The 16,110-nt window shown below is 32.1% G+C and carries 19 protein-coding genes and 1 tRNA gene; 9 read left to right on the plus strand and 11 right to left on the minus strand.

Translation table 11 applies throughout. The features are described from left to right. Positions 1-17: 17 nt before the first annotated feature. The 6 genes from HA151_RS01510 to HA151_RS01535 all read left to right on the plus strand — a co-directional run bounded on the left by HA151_RS01510 (position 18) and on the right by HA151_RS01535 (position 2,343). On the plus strand, positions 18-446 hold the full coding sequence (locus HA151_RS01510) for a rubredoxin (RefSeq protein WP_209105794.1): 429 nt from the start codon (positions 18-20) through the stop codon (positions 444-446). 9 nt (positions 447-455) lie between these two features. Then, on the plus strand, positions 456-1,472 hold the full coding sequence (locus HA151_RS01515) for a photosynthesis system II assembly factor Ycf48 (RefSeq protein WP_209105795.1): 1,017 nt from the start codon (positions 456-458) through the stop codon (positions 1,470-1,472). A 135-nt stretch (positions 1,473-1,607) separates the two neighbouring features. Then, positions 1,608-1,856, plus strand: a complete 249-nt coding sequence (psbE, locus tag HA151_RS01520; RefSeq protein ID WP_002806020.1) for a cytochrome b559 subunit alpha — start codon at positions 1,608-1,610, stop codon at positions 1,854-1,856. Between the two features lie 2 nt (positions 1,857-1,858). Further along, positions 1,859-2,005: a cytochrome b559 subunit beta gene (gene psbF / locus HA151_RS01525; protein ID WP_011375863.1), complete on the plus strand. Its 147-nt coding sequence runs from the start codon at positions 1,859-1,861 to the stop codon at positions 2,003-2,005. 11 nt (positions 2,006-2,016) lie between these two features. After that, positions 2,017-2,136, plus strand: coding sequence for a photosystem II reaction center protein L (locus HA151_RS01530; RefSeq protein ID WP_002806119.1), 120 nt, complete (start codon positions 2,017-2,019; stop codon positions 2,134-2,136). Between the two features lie 9 nt (positions 2,137-2,145). After that, positions 2,146-2,343, plus strand: a complete 198-nt coding sequence (locus HA151_RS01535; RefSeq protein WP_011375864.1) for a photosystem II reaction center protein J — start codon at positions 2,146-2,148, stop codon at positions 2,341-2,343. A gap of 44 nt (positions 2,344-2,387) precedes the next feature. Here HA151_RS01535 and mtnP read toward each other — a convergent pair whose 3' ends face one another. Further along, positions 2,388-3,281 (minus strand): S-methyl-5'-thioadenosine phosphorylase, encoded by an 894-nt coding sequence (gene mtnP / locus HA151_RS01540; RefSeq protein ID WP_209105796.1) that lies wholly within the window; start codon positions 3,279-3,281, stop codon positions 2,388-2,390. Positions 3,282-3,291: 10 nt separating this feature from the next. Between mtnP and selD the strand changes: the two genes are divergently transcribed. Next, positions 3,292-5,463 carry a selenide, water dikinase SelD gene (selD, locus tag HA151_RS01545; protein WP_209105797.1) on the plus strand — a complete coding sequence of 724 codons (2,172 nt, stop codon included), beginning with the start codon at positions 3,292-3,294 and terminating at the stop codon, positions 5,461-5,463. Between the two features lie 6 nt (positions 5,464-5,469). Here the strand turns inward: selD and HA151_RS01550 are convergent, their stop codons facing one another. From HA151_RS01550 to HA151_RS01560, 3 genes are read right to left on the minus strand one after another with little or no spacing between them, the layout of a single operon-like run. Next, positions 5,470-6,711 (minus strand): CCA tRNA nucleotidyltransferase, encoded by a 1,242-nt coding sequence (locus HA151_RS01550; RefSeq protein ID WP_209105798.1) that lies wholly within the window; start codon positions 6,709-6,711, stop codon positions 5,470-5,472. A 5-nt stretch (positions 6,712-6,716) separates the two neighbouring features. After that, the gene (locus tag HA151_RS01555) at positions 6,717-9,125 is read right to left on the minus strand and encodes a UvrD-helicase domain-containing protein (RefSeq protein WP_209105799.1); all 2,409 of its coding nucleotides are present in this window, start codon (positions 9,123-9,125) and stop codon (positions 6,717-6,719) included. Positions 9,126-9,147: 22 nt separating this feature from the next. Then, positions 9,148-9,378 carry a hypothetical protein gene (locus tag HA151_RS01560; RefSeq protein ID WP_245151543.1) on the minus strand — a complete coding sequence of 77 codons (231 nt, stop codon included), beginning with the start codon at positions 9,376-9,378 and terminating at the stop codon, positions 9,148-9,150. 152 nt (positions 9,379-9,530) lie between these two features. Between HA151_RS01560 and HA151_RS01565 the strand changes: the two genes are divergently transcribed. Beyond that, a complete protein-coding gene (locus HA151_RS01565) occupies positions 9,531-10,043 on the plus strand; it encodes an R-phycoerythrin subunit beta (RefSeq protein ID WP_209105800.1) in 513 nt (170 codons plus the stop codon). Here the strand turns inward: HA151_RS01565 and HA151_RS01570 are convergent. The 3 genes from HA151_RS01570 to HA151_RS01580 form a co-directional block, all read right to left on the minus strand. Then, entirely contained in the window at positions 10,027-10,578 is a 552-nt protein-coding gene (locus tag HA151_RS01570) for a phycobiliprotein lyase (RefSeq protein WP_209105801.1), read from the minus strand. The two genes, HA151_RS01565 and HA151_RS01570, sit on opposite strands and share 17 nt — an antisense overlap. Further along, complete coding sequence (locus HA151_RS01575) at positions 10,553-10,732, minus strand: hypothetical protein (RefSeq protein ID WP_025924164.1); 180 nt, start codon at positions 10,730-10,732, stop codon at positions 10,553-10,555. Before HA151_RS01575 ends, HA151_RS01570 begins: the two co-directional genes overlap by 26 nt. A gap of 118 nt (positions 10,733-10,850) precedes the next feature. Further along, positions 10,851-11,486: a TVP38/TMEM64 family protein gene (locus HA151_RS01580; RefSeq protein ID WP_079323367.1), complete on the minus strand. Its 636-nt coding sequence runs from the start codon at positions 11,484-11,486 to the stop codon at positions 10,851-10,853. A gap of 146 nt (positions 11,487-11,632) precedes the next feature. Here HA151_RS01580 and HA151_RS01585 point away from each other — a divergent pair, with 146 nt between their 5' ends. Beyond that, positions 11,633-12,067 carry a hypothetical protein gene (locus HA151_RS01585; protein WP_209105802.1) on the plus strand — a complete coding sequence of 145 codons (435 nt, stop codon included), beginning with the start codon at positions 11,633-11,635 and terminating at the stop codon, positions 12,065-12,067. Positions 12,068-12,144: 77 nt separating this feature from the next. Here the strand turns inward: HA151_RS01585 and HA151_RS01590 are convergent. From HA151_RS01590 to HA151_RS01605, 4 genes are all read right to left on the minus strand, one after another. Then, positions 12,145-12,217, minus strand: a tRNA-Phe gene (locus tag HA151_RS01590). A gap of 90 nt (positions 12,218-12,307) precedes the next feature. Next, positions 12,308-13,537, minus strand: coding sequence for an FGGY-family carbohydrate kinase (locus HA151_RS01595; RefSeq protein ID WP_209105803.1), 1,230 nt, complete (start codon positions 13,535-13,537; stop codon positions 12,308-12,310). 11 nt (positions 13,538-13,548) lie between these two features. Further along, entirely contained in the window at positions 13,549-14,790 is a 1,242-nt protein-coding gene (gene metK / locus HA151_RS01600; RefSeq protein WP_209105804.1) for a methionine adenosyltransferase, read from the minus strand. 141 nt (positions 14,791-14,931) lie between these two features. Next, entirely contained in the window at positions 14,932-16,023 is a 1,092-nt protein-coding gene (locus HA151_RS01605; RefSeq protein WP_209105805.1) for a 30S ribosomal protein S1, read from the minus strand. Positions 16,024-16,110: the final 87 nt, after the last annotated feature.

A 16,110-nucleotide genomic window follows, 5' to 3' on the forward strand; every position in this document is an offset into this window, starting at 1 on the left:
AAGAATAATAATAAACCGTGAGTGAAAACATTCAACCAACCTCTGAGGAAAACAAAATAGTTGAAGACTTTAAGAAAGAAAAACTTTCTGATAATTCCTCAGGTGTAAATGTTGAACAACCTGTTCTTAATCTAGAACAAAATAGATTCGAATGTAGAAGTTGTGGATATATTTATGATCCGTCTGAAGGAAATAAAAAACTAAACATTCCTAAAAATACTCCTTTTTCTGAGTTAGATGGGAATACCTTCGCTTGCCCTGTTTGTCGAGCTGGTAAAAATTTTTATAAAGATATAGGTCCCAAATCTAAACCTAGTGGCTTTGAAGAAAATTTAGTTTATGGGTTTGGTTTTAATAGTTTACCTCCTGGACAAAAAAACATATTGATTTTTGGTGGGCTGGCGTTTGCTGCTGCTATGTTTCTTTCTTTGTACTCTTTGCATTAGTATATATAAATGAAAAAAATTATTACTAGTATTCCCAATCTTCTTTTATCATTTGTCCTTTGTTTTGTATTGAGCAGTTGTTCATCTACAGGAGTAAAGACGAATGATAGCAGTCCTTGGAAAACAATTCAGTTTGAGGACCAGGCTAATGCTTTAGATGTTGATTTTATAGATGATAAAAATGGATTTTTGGTAGGTTCTAATAGACTTATTATGGAATCTAATGATGGAGGAGAAACTTGGGAAAAAAGAAATTTAGATTTACCAAGTGAAGAGAACTTTCGTCTCTTAGATATTGATTTTAAAGGTGAAGAGGGATGGTTAATAGGTCAGCCTTCATTAGTTATGCATACACTTGATGCGGGAAAGAATTGGACACGTTTATCTCTTGGTAACAAATTACCAGGCCAACCATTTCTAATAACGACTGTTGATGCTGGTGTTGCAGAATTAGCAACCACTGCAGGTGCTATTTATGAAACATCAGATAGTGGTGAATCATGGAATGCAAAAGTTGTAGACGCATCTGGTTCTGGAGGTGTAAGAGATTTAAGAAGAACTAATAAAGGAGATTATGTCAGCGTAAGTAGTCTGGGTAATTTCTTTTCAACTTTAGAAAAGGATAGTGATGCATGGATAGCTCATCAAAGAGCCAGCAGCAAAAGAGTTCAAAGTATTGGTTTTAATCCAGAAGGAAGTTTATGGATGCTTTCTAGAGGGGCCGAAATTAGATTTAACGAAGATATGAATGACCTAGAAGATTGGTCGAAACCTATAATACCTATTCTAAATGGATACAACTATCTTGATATGGGTTGGGATCCTAATGGTGATATTTGGGCTGGAGGAGGTAATGGCACCTTAATAGTAAGTAAAGATCAAGGTAAAACTTGGAATAAAGATCCTATCGCTTCTGAATTGCCAACAAACTACATTAAAATAGTTTTCCTTGATAAGGAGGTTTTGGATAATCAAAAAGGATTTGTACTTGGCGAACGTGGCTATATCCTTAAATGGAAGAGTTAAGTTTGAATAACTAGAGTAAATAGTAAAAAAAACTTAATTTTTGACTGATTTAGCAACTGTCTGTAACCAAGCTGTTAATTTCTTCGCGAACTTATGATTTTACACTGTAAGATCATAGGGTAAACATTTGTGATTATGGCCGCAGGTTCAACGGGTGAACGCCCATTTTTTGAAATAATCACCAGTATTAGGTACTGGATTATTCATGCAGTAACATTACCAGCTATTTTTATAGCAGGCTTCTTATTTGTATATACAGGCTTAGCCTACGATGCTTTCGGGACTCCACGTCCAGATAGTTATTTCCAATCATCAGAATCTAAAGCGCCTGTCGTAACACAAAGGTATGAAGCTAAATCTCAACTAGATTTAAGAACAAAATAACAATGACTAATTCTCAAGCTCCAATGCAGGCTGCGGAAGTCCGCGTTTATCCAATATTTACTGTTCGTTGGCTAGCAGTTCATGCTTTAGCTATTCCATCAGTATTCTTTTTAGGCTCTATTGCTGCTATGCAATTTGTAGCCAGATAAATTTAACTATCATGCAAGTAAACGAAAACCCTAACAAAGTTCCAGTTGAACTTAATCGTACAAGCCTTTATTTAGGCTTATTATCAGTCTTTGTATTGGGAATTTTATTTTCCAGTTACTTTTTCAATTAAATTAAAACTATGAGTAAATTAAAAGGACCTGATGGAAGAATTCCAGATAGACTTCCCGATGGTAGACCAGCAGTTGCATGGGAAAGGAGATGGACTGAGGGAACTCTTCCTCTATGGCTCGTTGCTACAGCAGGTGGAATTGCAGTTATCTTCGTTTTAGGAATTTTCTTCTATGGCTCATACCAAGGAGTTGGAGCTGGAGGTTAACAAACTGTTTGCCTGGAGCTTATAATCACTTATATCTAATTAGCCTAATAAGAATCAGTAAATATCCTTAGTTTCTTGTCAGTAGAACTTGGGATATTTTCTTTTTTTGTTATTAATCCATCTTTTAATGAAAAATGAGACTTACTTTTTGGTCTCTCTTTTTCAATTAATTTAGCTACTTCGAAGATTATCTTATTAGCCACTTCAGTATTCGATCTAAGATTATCCAAAACCATCTCTACAGAAACTTCTTGATGAGTTTGATGCCAGCAATCATAATCAGTAACCATTGACAATGAGGAGTAAGCTATTTCAGCTTCTTTAGCTAATCTTGCTTCTGTATGATTCGTCATTCCTATTATTGAACATCCCCAACTTCTATATAAATTAGATTCTGCCCTTGTAGAGAAAGCAGGACCTTCCATTGCTAGATAGGTACCGCCTCTATGCAATTGTCTACCAACAGGAATATTTTTTTCTCCTATTTCACTTAATATACGGGATAAATTTGTGCAGAAGGGATCCCCCATAGTTACGTGGGCTACAGCTCCCTCGTTAAAAAATGTTGCTGGTCTATTTTTTGTCCGGTCTATAAATTGATCTGGCACAACTATATCAAGCGGCCTTATCTGTTCTTGTAATGAACCAACTGCTGATGGAGCAATAATCCATCTTACTCCTATTGATCTTAGGGCCCAAATATTAGCTTTGTAAGGGATTTCAGTAGGATTTAATCTATGTGTTCTTCCATGCCTAGGAATGAATGCTATCTCTAAATTTCCAAGACTATATACTCTTATTGAATCAGAAGGTTTACCATAGGGAGTATTGATTTCTATTTCTCTTAAATAATCTATTTGCTCCATTGAATAAAATCCACTCCCACCAATTATCCCTAATCTTGATTTTTCAATCGGTAATAAATGTTCTTTATTCATCGTGATGTAAATGACTTTTAATCATCTAGTACTAATTGGAGGAGGACACACAAATGTTCTTTTAATTAAGAAATGGTTAATGTGTACGAAATTAATGCCAGAGATTCCTGTTTCAATTATATCTAGAGATTCTCATTTGGTTTATTCGGCGATGTTTCCATCGGTGCTTTCAAAATCAATTTCTTTAGAAGAGAGTTTGATTGATATAAAATCTTTAGCAAAAAATGCAGAAGTATCTTTTGTAGAAGAAGAAGTAAAGGATATTGATTTTAATTTAAAGGAAATTGTTTTAAGTAACAGACCCTCAATTAATTATTCGAAGTTGGTTCTTAATTATGGAAGCCAAACAATAATTCCAAGAGAATTTGAGTCACTAGTTAAAAAGCAAAATGCTTTTACAATTAAACCTTTTTTGAGGGCATATGATTTAATACAAAAAGAGGATATTTTCGATTCAATTAATGAACTTCCATTTGTAATAGTTGGAAGTGGCCTTGCAGCAATTGAAGTATCATATGCTTTGAGAAAAAGATGGAGAGGTAGATCTTTAAAATTATTATGTGATTCAAGAAAAATTAATAATAAAATTCTAAAGAGTTTACGGAATTCTAATATTGATTTAGTTCAAAATCTTAATTTTGATTATGGAAAGATTCTTTTATGTACTGGAAATACATCTCCTTTATGGATACAAAAAAAATTATTAGAATCGGATTCTCATGGCAGAATAATCACAAATCAGAATTTGCAGTTGAAAAGTTTTTCCGAGAACTTTGCTGCAGGTGATTGCGCTGTTGTAGATTCAGCAAAAAGACCACCATCGGGAGTCTTTGCAGTTAAGGCTGTAAATACATTAGTCAAAAATTTAAAAAAGGATATAGAAGGAGAATCATTAAAAAAGTGGTTTCCTCAAAAGATCGGATTACAAATAGTTAACATATTTCCAAGCCATCATCAAAAGGCTTTTGCTATTTATCGCAATTTTGTTTTTGGCCCTTCTTTTATTTTTTGGATTTTAAAGCATAAAATTGATCTGAACTTTATTAAGAAGTTCAGATCAAAAAGGCTAATTATGAAAGTTAGTGGAAAAAATATTTCATTAAATGATTGCAGGGGTTGTGCAGCTAAAATTCCTCAGATTGTTTTGAATAAATCATTAATAAATTCTAATTTAGATTCTTTTGCTTCATCCCCTGAAGATTCAGTTGAGATTTATCAAAATGGTAAAGATATTATCTTGCAAAGTTTAGATGGATTTCCTGCTTTAGTAAGTGATCCTTGGCTGAATGCAAAAATTACTACTTTGCATGCTTGCTCAGATTTGTGGGCATGCGGAGCAAAACTTTCATCCGCGCAGGCTTTAATATCATTACCAAAAGTTGAAAGGGAATTTCAGAGTTACCTCTTTTCTCAATCCCTTCAAGGTATTAAATCAACAGTTGAGGATAATGGAGGTGAATTACTTGGAGGCCATACTTTCGAGGCAAGAAGTTTAGTAAATAAACCTTATTCTTTAGGAATAGATATTTCTTTAACTGTCCAAGGCATTTTGAAAAATGGAGCAAAACCATGGCTTAAATCTGGAATGAATGATGGAGATATTCTTATGATGTCTAGACCTCTTGGCGTTGGGATTTGCCTTGCAGGTCAAATGCAAAATATTAATATGCTAGGTAGCTCTTCTGAAATAATTAAAAACTTATTAAAGAGTCAACAATATTTGATTGATGAAATTTATCTTTTTCAAGATCAATTTAAAGAATCATTAGTCAATGCTGCGACTGACATTACTGGATATGGATTTATTGGACATCTTAAAGAAATGGTTGAATCATCTAATTTATATAGGGAAAGAAATAATCTTGAGCCATTAAAAGTTTTATTAGATTTATTTGCATTTAAAGCTTATCCTGGAGTATTTGATCTAATAAGAAAAGATGTTAAAAGTACTTTCTTTGAATCTAATAAAGAAATTTTTGACAAAATTTATAAAGGAAATCAGCAAAAAAGAATAATTAATTTTTTAAATGAAAATTTATTTGATAAAGAGACTTTTAACGAGAGAATATCATTACTATTAGATCCTCAAACATGCGGCCCCTTGCTGATTAGTTGTAATCGTAAATATGAGAATTATCTTAAAGATAAATGGTACAAGGTAGGAGAAGTTGTAAAAATGTAATCAATTTCAATTTAATTTGTCAATTTCCAGATATCTTAATCTTTTGATTTCCTTTCCCATTTCCTTCCCTGGATCCCATCCTTCTTTTTTTAATGTTTCTCCATCTTTTTTTGATTTTATGAATTTGTAAATAAATAACCACTTAAACAATTTACGCCAGTATGGACCTCCATCACAAATTAATAATTTGACAGTCTCATCATTAAGGTTTTTGTCCTCAATAAATTCTGTCCAACTTGATGGCGAAAAATGATTGAATTTTTTTGGGTTGGTTTTTAATATCTTTTTTATATTTGAATAATCTTCTAATATTTTTATCTCACTATTATTTATCAAAAATCTTTGAAATGCTGTTTCTAAATCTTTTGAATCTTTTAACAAGTAAAGCATATAATTTCCATTCAACTTTTGAATCCAATGTAGTCCTCTTAAAAACCTTTTATCGACTTTAATATTTTCATTTAAGATTGAGATAATTTCCCATTTATGAATTATCGAAATTACATTATTCAAATTATCATGTTTGCATATTTCAGCTAGTTCCATCCTTATTCTTATGCCGAGTGCAGGAGGGTAAATCATTTTCTGATGAGTTTCTGAACTTTTCCATGGCCATTGTCTAACTGTTTCTTGAGATTGTGTGAGAGAATTTTTTGAAATATTGAAATCTAACCTTGAAGCATATTTTGCACATCTAATTAATCTACTTGGATCATCTGAAATGCTTTTACTGTGAAGTAGGTTCAATTTTTTGCTTTTTATATCTGAAATTCCTCCATAAAGATCATAGATTTTCCTTTGCGAGACCTCGAATGCTATTGAATTTATCGTGAAATCTCTTCTTTTAAGATCATCCTCAATAGTACTATTAGTTACTTTAGGATTTAAGCCTGGTGAAGAATAAATCTCTTTTCTTGCAGAGGCAATATCAATTTTATAGTCATTAATATTTATTTCTACTGTGTTGTATAAATTAAATTCCTTGATTAAACATAAATCTACATTTATAACATTTCTTTTTATAAATTTTGCCAGAGAGATAGAGGAACCTTCAATAACAAGATCTATATCTACAGGTTTAGAAAAAGATTTTTTATGGAATTTACTTATTAATAAATCTCTTAAATAACCGCCAACAAAAGCCACTTTAATATTGTTATTAGATTCTATGTATTTAGTAATTAGGTTATATAAATTAAATGGAGTTTTGATTAATTCTGTGTGGATATAATCAGAGATATCGTTCATTAGTTTTAACTTACATAACGAATTGGAGCTAATCTGGGATCTAAAATTTTACTTCCTTTATTACCAAATTTTACTGCTAAAGATATTTTTTCCCCACTCCCAAAAATATGTATGATTTCACCTCTCCCAAATTTTGAGTGAATTAGCTTATCTCCAACTATCCAGCTTTTCCCTTTACTGGGTCCTGAATATAATTTCCTTACTGCATTTATTGGGTTGTTAACGAATTCATGTGGATTGTTTCGATCAACTCTTGTTAAACGATCAAGATGCCAATCTCTTCTAATTGAAGCACCACCAGTTTGTGGTAATTCGCCATCCATTAAATCTTCAGGTATTTCTGAAAGAAATGTTGAAGGAATTGTTGCTTCACGCATTCCACCCCATAATCTTCTTTCTCTGGCATGACTCAAGAAAACTCTTTCTTTAGCTCTAGTAATACCTACGTAGCATAATCTTCTTTCCTCTTCAAGAAGGGAGGGAGTATCTATTGATCTATGGCTTGGGAAGAGACCTTGTTCTAGTCCAGTGATAAAAACATTTTGAAATTCTAAACCCTTACTATTGTGCAGAGTCATAAGAGTTACGGAGTTGGGATTATTCTTCTTCGTATCATTATCAGTTGTTAAGGCTGCTGTAGAAAGAAATCCTTCTACATCTCCACTTTCTGTTTCTTCTTCATATTGAGTAGCTGCATTTATTAGTTCTTGTAAGTTATTTCTTCTATCTTCAGATTCTTCAGTCCCACTAGCTAGCAAGTCACTTAAATAACCACTTTTTTCTAAGATTAGTTGTAGTAGTTGAGCAGGGCCTGAATTTTCTAGATAACAAATTAGATCATTCATAACTTCAGTAAATTTATTAATTCCTTTTGATGATCTGCCTATTGTTTCTTCAAGACTATGCTTATCATTAAGAACCTCCCATAATGGAATATTTAACCTGTTAGATAGTTCATTAAGTTTTTGAATAGTAGTCTTACCAATGCCTCTTCTAGGAACATTTATGATACGCAAAAGACTAACGTTATCTGCAGAATTAACAAGAACTTTCAAATATGCTATTGCATCTTTAATTTCTCTTCTATCGTAAAAACGCAATCCTCCGAAAATTGTATATGGAATGCGCCATCTTACAAGAGATTCCTCTAATACCCTTGATTGAGCTCTTGTTCGATATAAGATTGCAAAATTTTTCCAAATTGGGTTTTGATTATAATTATTGAGCGATTTTATTTTATTGGTAATTGCTTCTGCTTCAGAAATTTCATCATCACAGCTGAGTAACTTTAAAAGCTCCCCTTTTTCTTTAGTAGCCCTTAAAACTTTCTCAATTCTTTCAGAGTTATTTTCAATTAGTGAGTTTGCAGCATCAAGGATATTAGAAGATGACCTATAATTATCTTCTAATTTAATTAAAGATGATTTTGTATCATCATTAAGTGAGGTTTTAAAATCTTCTTGAAAACCGATTAGAATTCTAAAATCAGCGGCTCTGAAACTATAAATACTTTGATCAGCATCCCCAACTACAAAAATTGAACGATCTTCCCAATTAAAGAATTTTTTTGGTTCAGTATTCCCAGCAGTAATTAATTTTATAAGTTCATATTGTGTTCTATTTGTATCTTGATATTCGTCAACTAGAATGTGTTTAAATCTTTTGTGCCAGTAATCTCTGACTTCATCATTTTGCCTCAATAAGAAAACAGGCAAAAGTAGAAGATCATCAAAATCTAAAGAATTATTTTTTGAAAGCGAAATCCTATATCTCTTGTAGGCTTCTGCGACTGTTTTATCAAAATTATTATCTGCTGTTTCTAGAAGATCATTCGAAGTAAGGCATTGATTCTTAGCATTACTTATTAATCTTTTAATCTTTTTGGGATCAAATCTTTTGGGATCAAGATTCATATCTTGAGTGATAATTTCTTTTACTAATGTTTGAGAATCTGTTTCATCGTAAATTGAAAATTGTCTAGTCCATTTTAATCCTTCTGGGTCATTATATTTTTCAATATCGTATCTAAGAAGTCTTGAAAATAAAGAATGAAAAGTACCTATCCAAAGGTTTTGAAGTCTGTCTTGATGAACGTTTGTTCTTAGCTGATTTTGCTCAACTTCTTTTAGAGTTGACCATGGTTGCCCAAATTGATTAAAAGCTAATTCTTGTGCTAGAAGAACTTCTAACCTTGCTTTCATTTCTTTAGCAGCTTTGTTAGTAAAAGTTACCGCAAGAATGTTATAAGGATCTATAGAATTGTTTTCAATAAGATTTGCAATTCTGTGGGTTAGAGCTTTTGTCTTTCCGCTGCCTGCACCTGCTACAACTAAAAGTGGTCCATAAACATGCTTTACTGCTTGAAGTTGTTCATTGTTTAGAGAATTAAAAAGGAAATTGTTAGTTTGAGACACTTTTGTAAGATTTTTTCAAGAGTCAGACTTTACTTTGAGGTTCAGATTCTGTTTCTAGCTGTTCTAAAGCTTTTTTTAAATTAATAAGTTCATTATTGTTATTAATTATTTCTTCAAATTTGTTTTGAGGCATTCTTAATTTCATACTTCTTTCAAAAATCTCTTTTTCTAATCTTTTTTTGTAAGAAGAAATAATTTTTTTTGATAACTTTAAATCTTGCTGATCCAAAATCTTATTAAAAAGTAATCTCATCTTAGCGGAAAAAATTTTTTTATTTAAATTATTTCAACTATCACTTTGGAATGAAGTTATTAATTAAGAAGCGTTGCGTTAATTTTATAATTGTATTGTTTTTACTGTCTTTGTACTAATCTTAAAATCTAACTTTAAATTTTACTTCTGGAATGTCAGTTTCAAAAAATAATCAACTATTGTCAGCCGATAAGAAATTAAATGATTTAAGCAATATAAAAAGATTCATTAATAGTGCAAACGCAAGATTAGATGCAATAACCTCAATAACCAATAATTCACATGCAATCGCAGCAGACGCTGTAACATCAATGATTTGCGAAAATCAAGATTCACTTAATTCAAAAGTATCTTTAAATACAACTAACAAGATGTCCGTTTGTTTAAGAGATGGAGAAATAATCCTAAGGATTGTCGCTTATCTTTTAATTTCTAATGACGAATCAGTTTTAGAAAAAAGTTGTTTGAAGGATCTTAAAAATACTTATCTTGCTCTTGGGGTACCTTTAAGAAATGCAAGAAGGGTTTTTGAATTAATGCGAGATGCAACAATCTCTGATTTGAATTCAACAGTTAATAATATGCGTGGAAACAAAGGTTTTCTTCCCAAATTAATATCTGAAACAGAGTTTCAATTTGAAAGGATAATTAATCTTTTAAACTAGCTAAATTCCTTATCTCTGAAGTATGGGACGTCTGTATTACTGAGTTATTTTCTAGGTTTCTTACTATAGAAAATCTGGATCTTATATGAGTGGATAAAAAGGAAATTCTTTCTTCGGAAACAGTTGATTTATAAATCGTTTTTATGTTTAAGTTATTTTGTTCATCAACAAAATAATTGGATGATGAAATAAAGGATTCTGTATAACCTTTATTTCTTAAAACAATTCCTGAATTATCATCCTTGGGCAAAAATATCAAAATAGTTTCATCTCCCTCATTCATATCATTTTCTTCCCAATCACTAATAGCTTGCCATTTTATAGAAATGGCTATGCTCTCTACGTTTAAACTTAACTTGTAATTTTTAAAAATTTCAATAACTTTTTTATTTTTTGAATTGATATGTTTTATATATATTTTACTAGTTGAGTTTTCAAATTCTTGAAAAGCTAAAGTATGAGAACTTCTTATGGATTTCCACTCTCCTATACTTTCATCAATGAATTGATTAATTGTTGTTAGATTCTTCGTCAAGTTTATCTTCTACGGAATGATTTTCTGCTTTTTGAATCATTCTTACCATTGAATCCACCATTAATCTCTTTGCAGAAGTTACTTTTAATCCAGAAGGCGTGGTTGATATTTGTTCTCCAGGGCGATCATGTGAAGTTGGTCTAAATGGAGTCATCTAAGAGCTTTAAAAAATTAATCGATTCTTATTCTTGCATGAATTCTTATTCATATAGTTTTTGTTTGCAAAAATGTCATATCTTTATTTTTTGATTTCAGAATTTTTAACTGTTTTGTTATTTAGGTATTTTATTTTTTGCTAATCCTGAAATAGTAGCTAATGCAAACATTCCCAAAAGAGCTACTCCTAGAAATAATCCTGCTCCCTGACTAACACCAGCTCCTACAGCTACTAATATTGAATCACTTATTAGAAGACTTATTAATAATGCTGGAGTAAATATTTTCCAGCGGGTTCCTCCAATACCAATTGCATAGCTTAGAAAATCAAAAAGACCAGTCATAAGTAAACCTGTCATTAGAAAGAAATTTTCTTCGAGTTGGTTTTGATTAAAACTTTCAATTTTTTTCATCGCTTTGGGGCCTACCAAATTCCTTACAGGGACTCGCCCATAATTTCTTGCGATAAAGAAAGCAGCTTGGCAAAAAACGATATCAGAAAAGATTATTGTCATGTAACCTTTTTGAAATCCTAGTAATGAGCCTGCTAGTAGAGAATAAGCTGAACTTGGAAGAGCTGGTAAAATAATACTTACTCCTCTAAGTATGAAAATTCCAAAAGGAGCCCAAATCCCCATACTTTCTATTTTGTTCCTAAGGGGTTCAATCCCATAATTTTGGATTAAATAAATCAATACAACAAATATTGCTATAAAAAAAACTACTGAAAGAAATTTCTGTATTTTATTCATTATTTTTTAGTAAATTTATTGAAAGTAAATTCTCAATTTAATATTCGATTGTATCTATAATAGAAATACTAATCAATAAAAATTTTTACAAATTTTTAAACTTATATTTACTCTCGATAAAAAATTTTTGTATTTCAGACGTATTAATGGTTAATTCCAATAATAAATTTAATTCTATATTTATTCGAAATAGCTTTGGTCTAGTCCTTTCCATAATTGTTTCCTTGAGTATCTCAATAAAACAATCAAATGCTTTATCTCATGAATGGGTTGGAGTTCCCAAAAGTGAATATGGAGAACAGTTATGGGATAGACAAAGTATTAAAAGAAATGAGGATGGTTCCGTGAGAATATTGAGTAAATTTATCCCCAAAACAAAAAGTGAAATTACTAAGGATATACTCTATACAATGGATATAAATTGTTTTGAAAAATCATTTAGAGACGTTGATGTCTCCATAGATGAAATAAATAGTAATTTCAATGATTTAGCAGATTGGCAAGATCCAAATGGAGATAAACTGATTTTGGGTGTTATTGGTCAAGTCTGCAGACTAGAAACTGAAAATTCTGAATTTTAAAAATAAAATTAAATAAATAAGAAAGTTTCTATATGCCTAGAAAATATAAAACCCTGTCATGGACAGGGTTTTAAAGGTGCCAGGACCCAGATTTGAACTGGGGACACGGCGATTTTCAGTCGCCTGCTCTACCAACTGAGCTATCCCGGCTCTAACCTATATACTCTAAATTACGATGTGTAGTTTGTGAAACCCTTTTCATTAAAAATTTTATATCTTCATCAAATATCCTAAAAACTATTATTTTGCATTAATCGCTAATAAGGCAGTGCCAAATGAAGTAGTTTTTTTACATGAAACTATTGGTATATTGATAATTTTTTCTCTTATTTTTCTCCACTGAGGGTTTTTTGAACCTCCACCAATAGTAATAATTTTTTTTGGAAGTGAACCTGTGAGTTTGCCTAGTTTTTCCCACCCTTTCAATTCGATCTTAGCTAGCCCCTCAAATAATGCATGTAAATAAAGTGAGTCACTGACTGGTCTTGGACCAAGTATCGGCTCTAAATTAGAATTATTAACAGGAAATCTCTCTCCTTTACTATTAAGAGGTAAAAGATCTAAAGAAGTTCTTTTCGATGGATTAATTTGTCGACTGAGTTCCTTTATTTCTAAATCAGAAAAGAACTGAGACAAGATGCCGCATCCCGCATTTGATGCTCCTCCACATATCCAATCGCCGTTTACTCTATGGGTTGTAATTCCCTGTTTTTTTATAGGTTTATCAATAAATTTTTTAACCACAATTGTTGTTCCTAAAACTGTGAGACCTTCTTCTTTTCCTAGACCTGAAGCTATTAAACTTGCATTAGAGTCAGTGGTGCCTGAGATTAATATTAATTTCTTATTCAAGTTAAATCTCTCTGCTAAATCAAAATTTACTTGTCCAACAATTTTTCCACTTTTTACTATTTGAGGTAGGCATTTTTGCCATGAGGTATTGAGATAGCTTTTTGGCCAAGATTCTTTTTTTAGATCCCATCCAAGTTTTAGATTATTACCTTCTTCTCCATGAGTCCAATCTTTTAAAAACCAACCAGTTATCCAATCAGATTGATGTCTTAAAAGTATATTTGTCCCATATTTATCTATTAGTTTTAATGCTTTAGCAAGACTACTGTAGGGAGTCCGTAGATGATCTTCTCCAGAGGCTAAGGACTCAAGAAGGTTTTCATGTTCAATACATGCTTGGTCGTAAGGGATTGCTTCACCTAGCGGCTCTCCTCTTAAATTGGATGCTGTTAAAGTTCCTGAGGTGCCGGAGATGGCCAATTTATTAAGGTTAATTTTTACTTCAAAAGGTAAATTAACCAAAAGATTCTCACAAGAATTAATCCAAGAATTTGGATTTTTAAAGCTGTATGAATAAGGTACTGAATTTGAATATACTAATTTCTGATGAAGATTAATTATTGATATTCTTGCGCCACTGGTTCCAAAATCTAACCCTCCATAAAAGTTATCAGGCATAGAATAATATTTTATAAAAAGATTTTGGAAGCCTCTGCTAATCTGGCTGCTTTTTCTTCCACATTTTCCCAAGGGAGCTCAAGATCTCTTCTGCCAAAATGTCCATAGGATGCAGTCTTTCTAAAAAATTTACCTCCCATTTTTTTTGGTAGATTTCTTAAGTTAAATTCTTTTATTATTGCTGCGGGTCTTAAATCAAAGTGCTCTTTAATTAGCTCAGTCAAATTAGCTTGTGAAATAACACCTGTATTAAAAGTTTCCACGAGAATGGAAATTGGTTTTGCTACTCCAATTGCATAACTTAATTGTACTTCTGCTTTTTTTGCTAATTTTGCCTTAACTATGCTTTTAGCTACATAACGTGCTGCATAAGCCGCGGATCTATCTACTTTTGTGGGATCTTTACCAGAAAATGCCCCTCCGCCGTGTCTTGCATATCCACCATAAGTATCTACAATGATCTTTCTACCAGTGAGCCCCGCATCTCCTTGAGGCCCGCCTACTACAAATTTTCCGGTGGGATTTACTAGAAATCTCGTTTTGCTAATGTTTGGTTTGATTTCTAAATCTTCAGTAGCAGGAATTACAACATGAGTCCATAAATCTTCTTTTATCCTTTGACGAATTTCTTCTTCATTTGTTATTCCATCAATCTCAGAATTATGTTGAGTTGAAATTAAAATCGTATTAATAGAAACTGGTAAACCGTTTTCGTAATCAATGCTTACTTGGGTTTTACCATCAGGGAGTAAATAATTAAGGACTTCTTCATGCCTCACTTTGGCAAGTTGAATGGCTAATCTATGAGCCAAGCTAATAGGTAAGGGCATTAATTCAGGCGTCTCATCGCAGGCATAGCCGAACATTATTCCTTGGTCACCAGCTCCGGTATTATCTTTCAAATCATCGTTAACATCATCTGCGTCGTTTACTCCTTGTGAAATGTCTGGTGATTGCTCGTCTAGTGCTACTAAAACAGCACAACTATTTGCGTCAAAACCACCTGCTCTATAGCCCTCATATCCAATTTCTTTAATTACATTTCTAACAAGTTTTATGTAATCGACTTTTGCTTTTGAAGTTATTTCTCCAGTAAGTAAACAAAGACCCGTATTAACAACAGTTTCGCAAGCAACTCTGCTTTCTGGATCTTCTGTCAATAAGGCATCTAAAACAGCGTCACTAATTTGATCACATATTTTGTCAGGATGACCTTCAGTTACAGATTCTGAAGTGAAAATGAAATCACTCATTAACAAATAATTTTAAAATTAGATTTAATCCTAAATTAGATTATCGTTACAAATCAATTATTGTAAATTTTAAAAAACTCATACAAAAAAATTAATTAGGTTTAAATTTCGGTGTTAGTGTACAAAACAAATAAAAAAAATTTAGACCGTTTCAGCTGAAGCTGCGGGTATTTCTTCATTATCGTCAGTCTGTTCAAATAACATTTGCTTGTATTTAGCTGCCATTTCTTCCGCTTTACTAAAAACTTTTTGGGGATCGGTTAGCATATCTCCAGGTTCTGGTTCAAGTGCTTTAGTAGATAATGAAATTCGCCCTCTTTCTGAATCAAGGTCAATTATCATAACTTTCATTTGATCATTTACATTTAAAATATTATGAGGAGTTTCAATATGTTCATGACTGATCTCAGAAATGTGTAATAGACCACTCACACCTCCAATATCTATAAAGGCTCCGTAAGGTTTGATACCCTTAACTGAACCTATAACAACTTCTCCAACCTCAAGTCTATTCATTTTTTTCTCAACCAAGGCTCTTCTATGGCTTAGTACTAATCTGTTTCTCTCTTCATCAACCTCAAGAAATTTTAAAGGTAGGTATTCACCTTCTAAATCATCTTTAATTTTTCGAGCACTAATATGAGAACCTGGTATGAAACCTCTTAAGCCTTCTACCCTTACAAGTGCCCCGCCTCTATTTGTGGCAAAAACTTCAGAATAGATAGTGGCGTCTTCTTTTTGTAATTGTCTAACTCTTTCCCATGCTCTTTGATATTCAATTCTTCTAATAGAGAGTGCTAATTGTCCATCTTCATTTTCTTCACTCATTATGAAGAATTCTCTACTTTCTGAAGGTTGTAAAACATCATTTAGTCCCTCCACTTTATTTATTGAAACCTCTTGAACGGGCATAAATGCTGCTGTTTTTGCTCCTATATCTATCATTGCCCCTTTGGGTTCTAGAGCAAAAACGGTGCCTTTTACTAAATCACCAGGCTTAAAATTATAGTCATACTTTCCTAAAAGTGAGGCAAATTCTTCTTGTGTGAATCCTGCATTATCAAAATCCGCATTTGTTCTGCTAGAGGAAGAATCTGCTGAAGGAATTTCGCTCTTTTCAAATGATAAATCTTCCTCATCTTGGAATGCTGAATCATTATCTAATCCAGACGAATTTTTAATTTCATTATCTTCAGAAAGTTCTTTAATGGTTTGGGAAGAATTTTCGTTCATTTGTTGCATCGCAGACTACCTAAGGTAGTTAGAAAGGAATGCTACTAGCCTGCAAACCAATAGCAAAAACATTTGTGATAAATATTC

Source organism: Prochlorococcus marinus XMU1419, from assembly GCF_017695955.1.
In the GTDB taxonomy this organism is placed as follows: Bacteria; Cyanobacteriota; Cyanobacteriia; order PCC-6307; family Cyanobiaceae; genus Prochlorococcus_A; species Prochlorococcus_A marinus_AD.

What these genes read in the sequence shown, in the direction of transcription:
- HA151_RS01515 (WP_209105795.1), top strand. Translation starts at nt 456, where the DNA reads ATGAAAAAAATTATTACTAGTATTCCCAATCTTCTTTTATCATTTGTC.
- psbE (WP_002806020.1), top strand. Translation starts at nt 1,608, where the DNA reads ATGGCCGCAGGTTCAACGGGTGAACGCCCATTTTTTGAAATAATCACC.
- psbF (WP_011375863.1), top strand. Translation starts at nt 1,859, where the DNA reads ATGACTAATTCTCAAGCTCCAATGCAGGCTGCGGAAGTCCGCGTTTAT.
- HA151_RS01530 (WP_002806119.1), top strand. Translation starts at nt 2,017, where the DNA reads ATGCAAGTAAACGAAAACCCTAACAAAGTTCCAGTTGAACTTAATCGT.
- HA151_RS01535 (WP_011375864.1), top strand. Translation starts at nt 2,146, where the DNA reads ATGAGTAAATTAAAAGGACCTGATGGAAGAATTCCAGATAGACTTCCC.
- mtnP (WP_209105796.1), bottom strand. Translation starts at nt 3,281, where the DNA reads ATGAATAAAGAACATTTATTACCGATTGAAAAATCAAGATTAGGGATA.
- selD (WP_209105797.1), top strand. Translation starts at nt 3,292, where the DNA reads ATGACTTTTAATCATCTAGTACTAATTGGAGGAGGACACACAAATGTT.
- HA151_RS01550 (WP_209105798.1), bottom strand. Translation starts at nt 6,711, where the DNA reads ATGAACGATATCTCTGATTATATCCACACAGAATTAATCAAAACTCCA.
- HA151_RS01560 (WP_245151543.1), bottom strand. Translation starts at nt 9,378, where the DNA reads ATGAGATTACTTTTTAATAAGATTTTGGATCAGCAAGATTTAAAGTTA.
- HA151_RS01565 (WP_209105800.1), top strand. Translation starts at nt 9,531, where the DNA reads ATGTCAGTTTCAAAAAATAATCAACTATTGTCAGCCGATAAGAAATTA.
- HA151_RS01575 (WP_025924164.1), bottom strand. Translation starts at nt 10,732, where the DNA reads ATGACTCCATTTAGACCAACTTCACATGATCGCCCTGGAGAACAAATA.
- HA151_RS01580 (WP_079323367.1), bottom strand. Translation starts at nt 11,486, where the DNA reads ATGAATAAAATACAGAAATTTCTTTCAGTAGTTTTTTTTATAGCAATA.
- HA151_RS01585 (WP_209105802.1), top strand. Translation starts at nt 11,633, where the DNA reads ATGGTTAATTCCAATAATAAATTTAATTCTATATTTATTCGAAATAGC.
- HA151_RS01595 (WP_209105803.1), bottom strand. Translation starts at nt 13,537, where the DNA reads ATGCCTGATAACTTTTATGGAGGGTTAGATTTTGGAACCAGTGGCGCA.
- metK (WP_209105804.1), bottom strand. Translation starts at nt 14,790, where the DNA reads ATGAGTGATTTCATTTTCACTTCAGAATCTGTAACTGAAGGTCATCCT.
- HA151_RS01605 (WP_209105805.1), bottom strand. Translation starts at nt 16,023, where the DNA reads ATGAACGAAAATTCTTCCCAAACCATTAAAGAACTTTCTGAAGATAAT.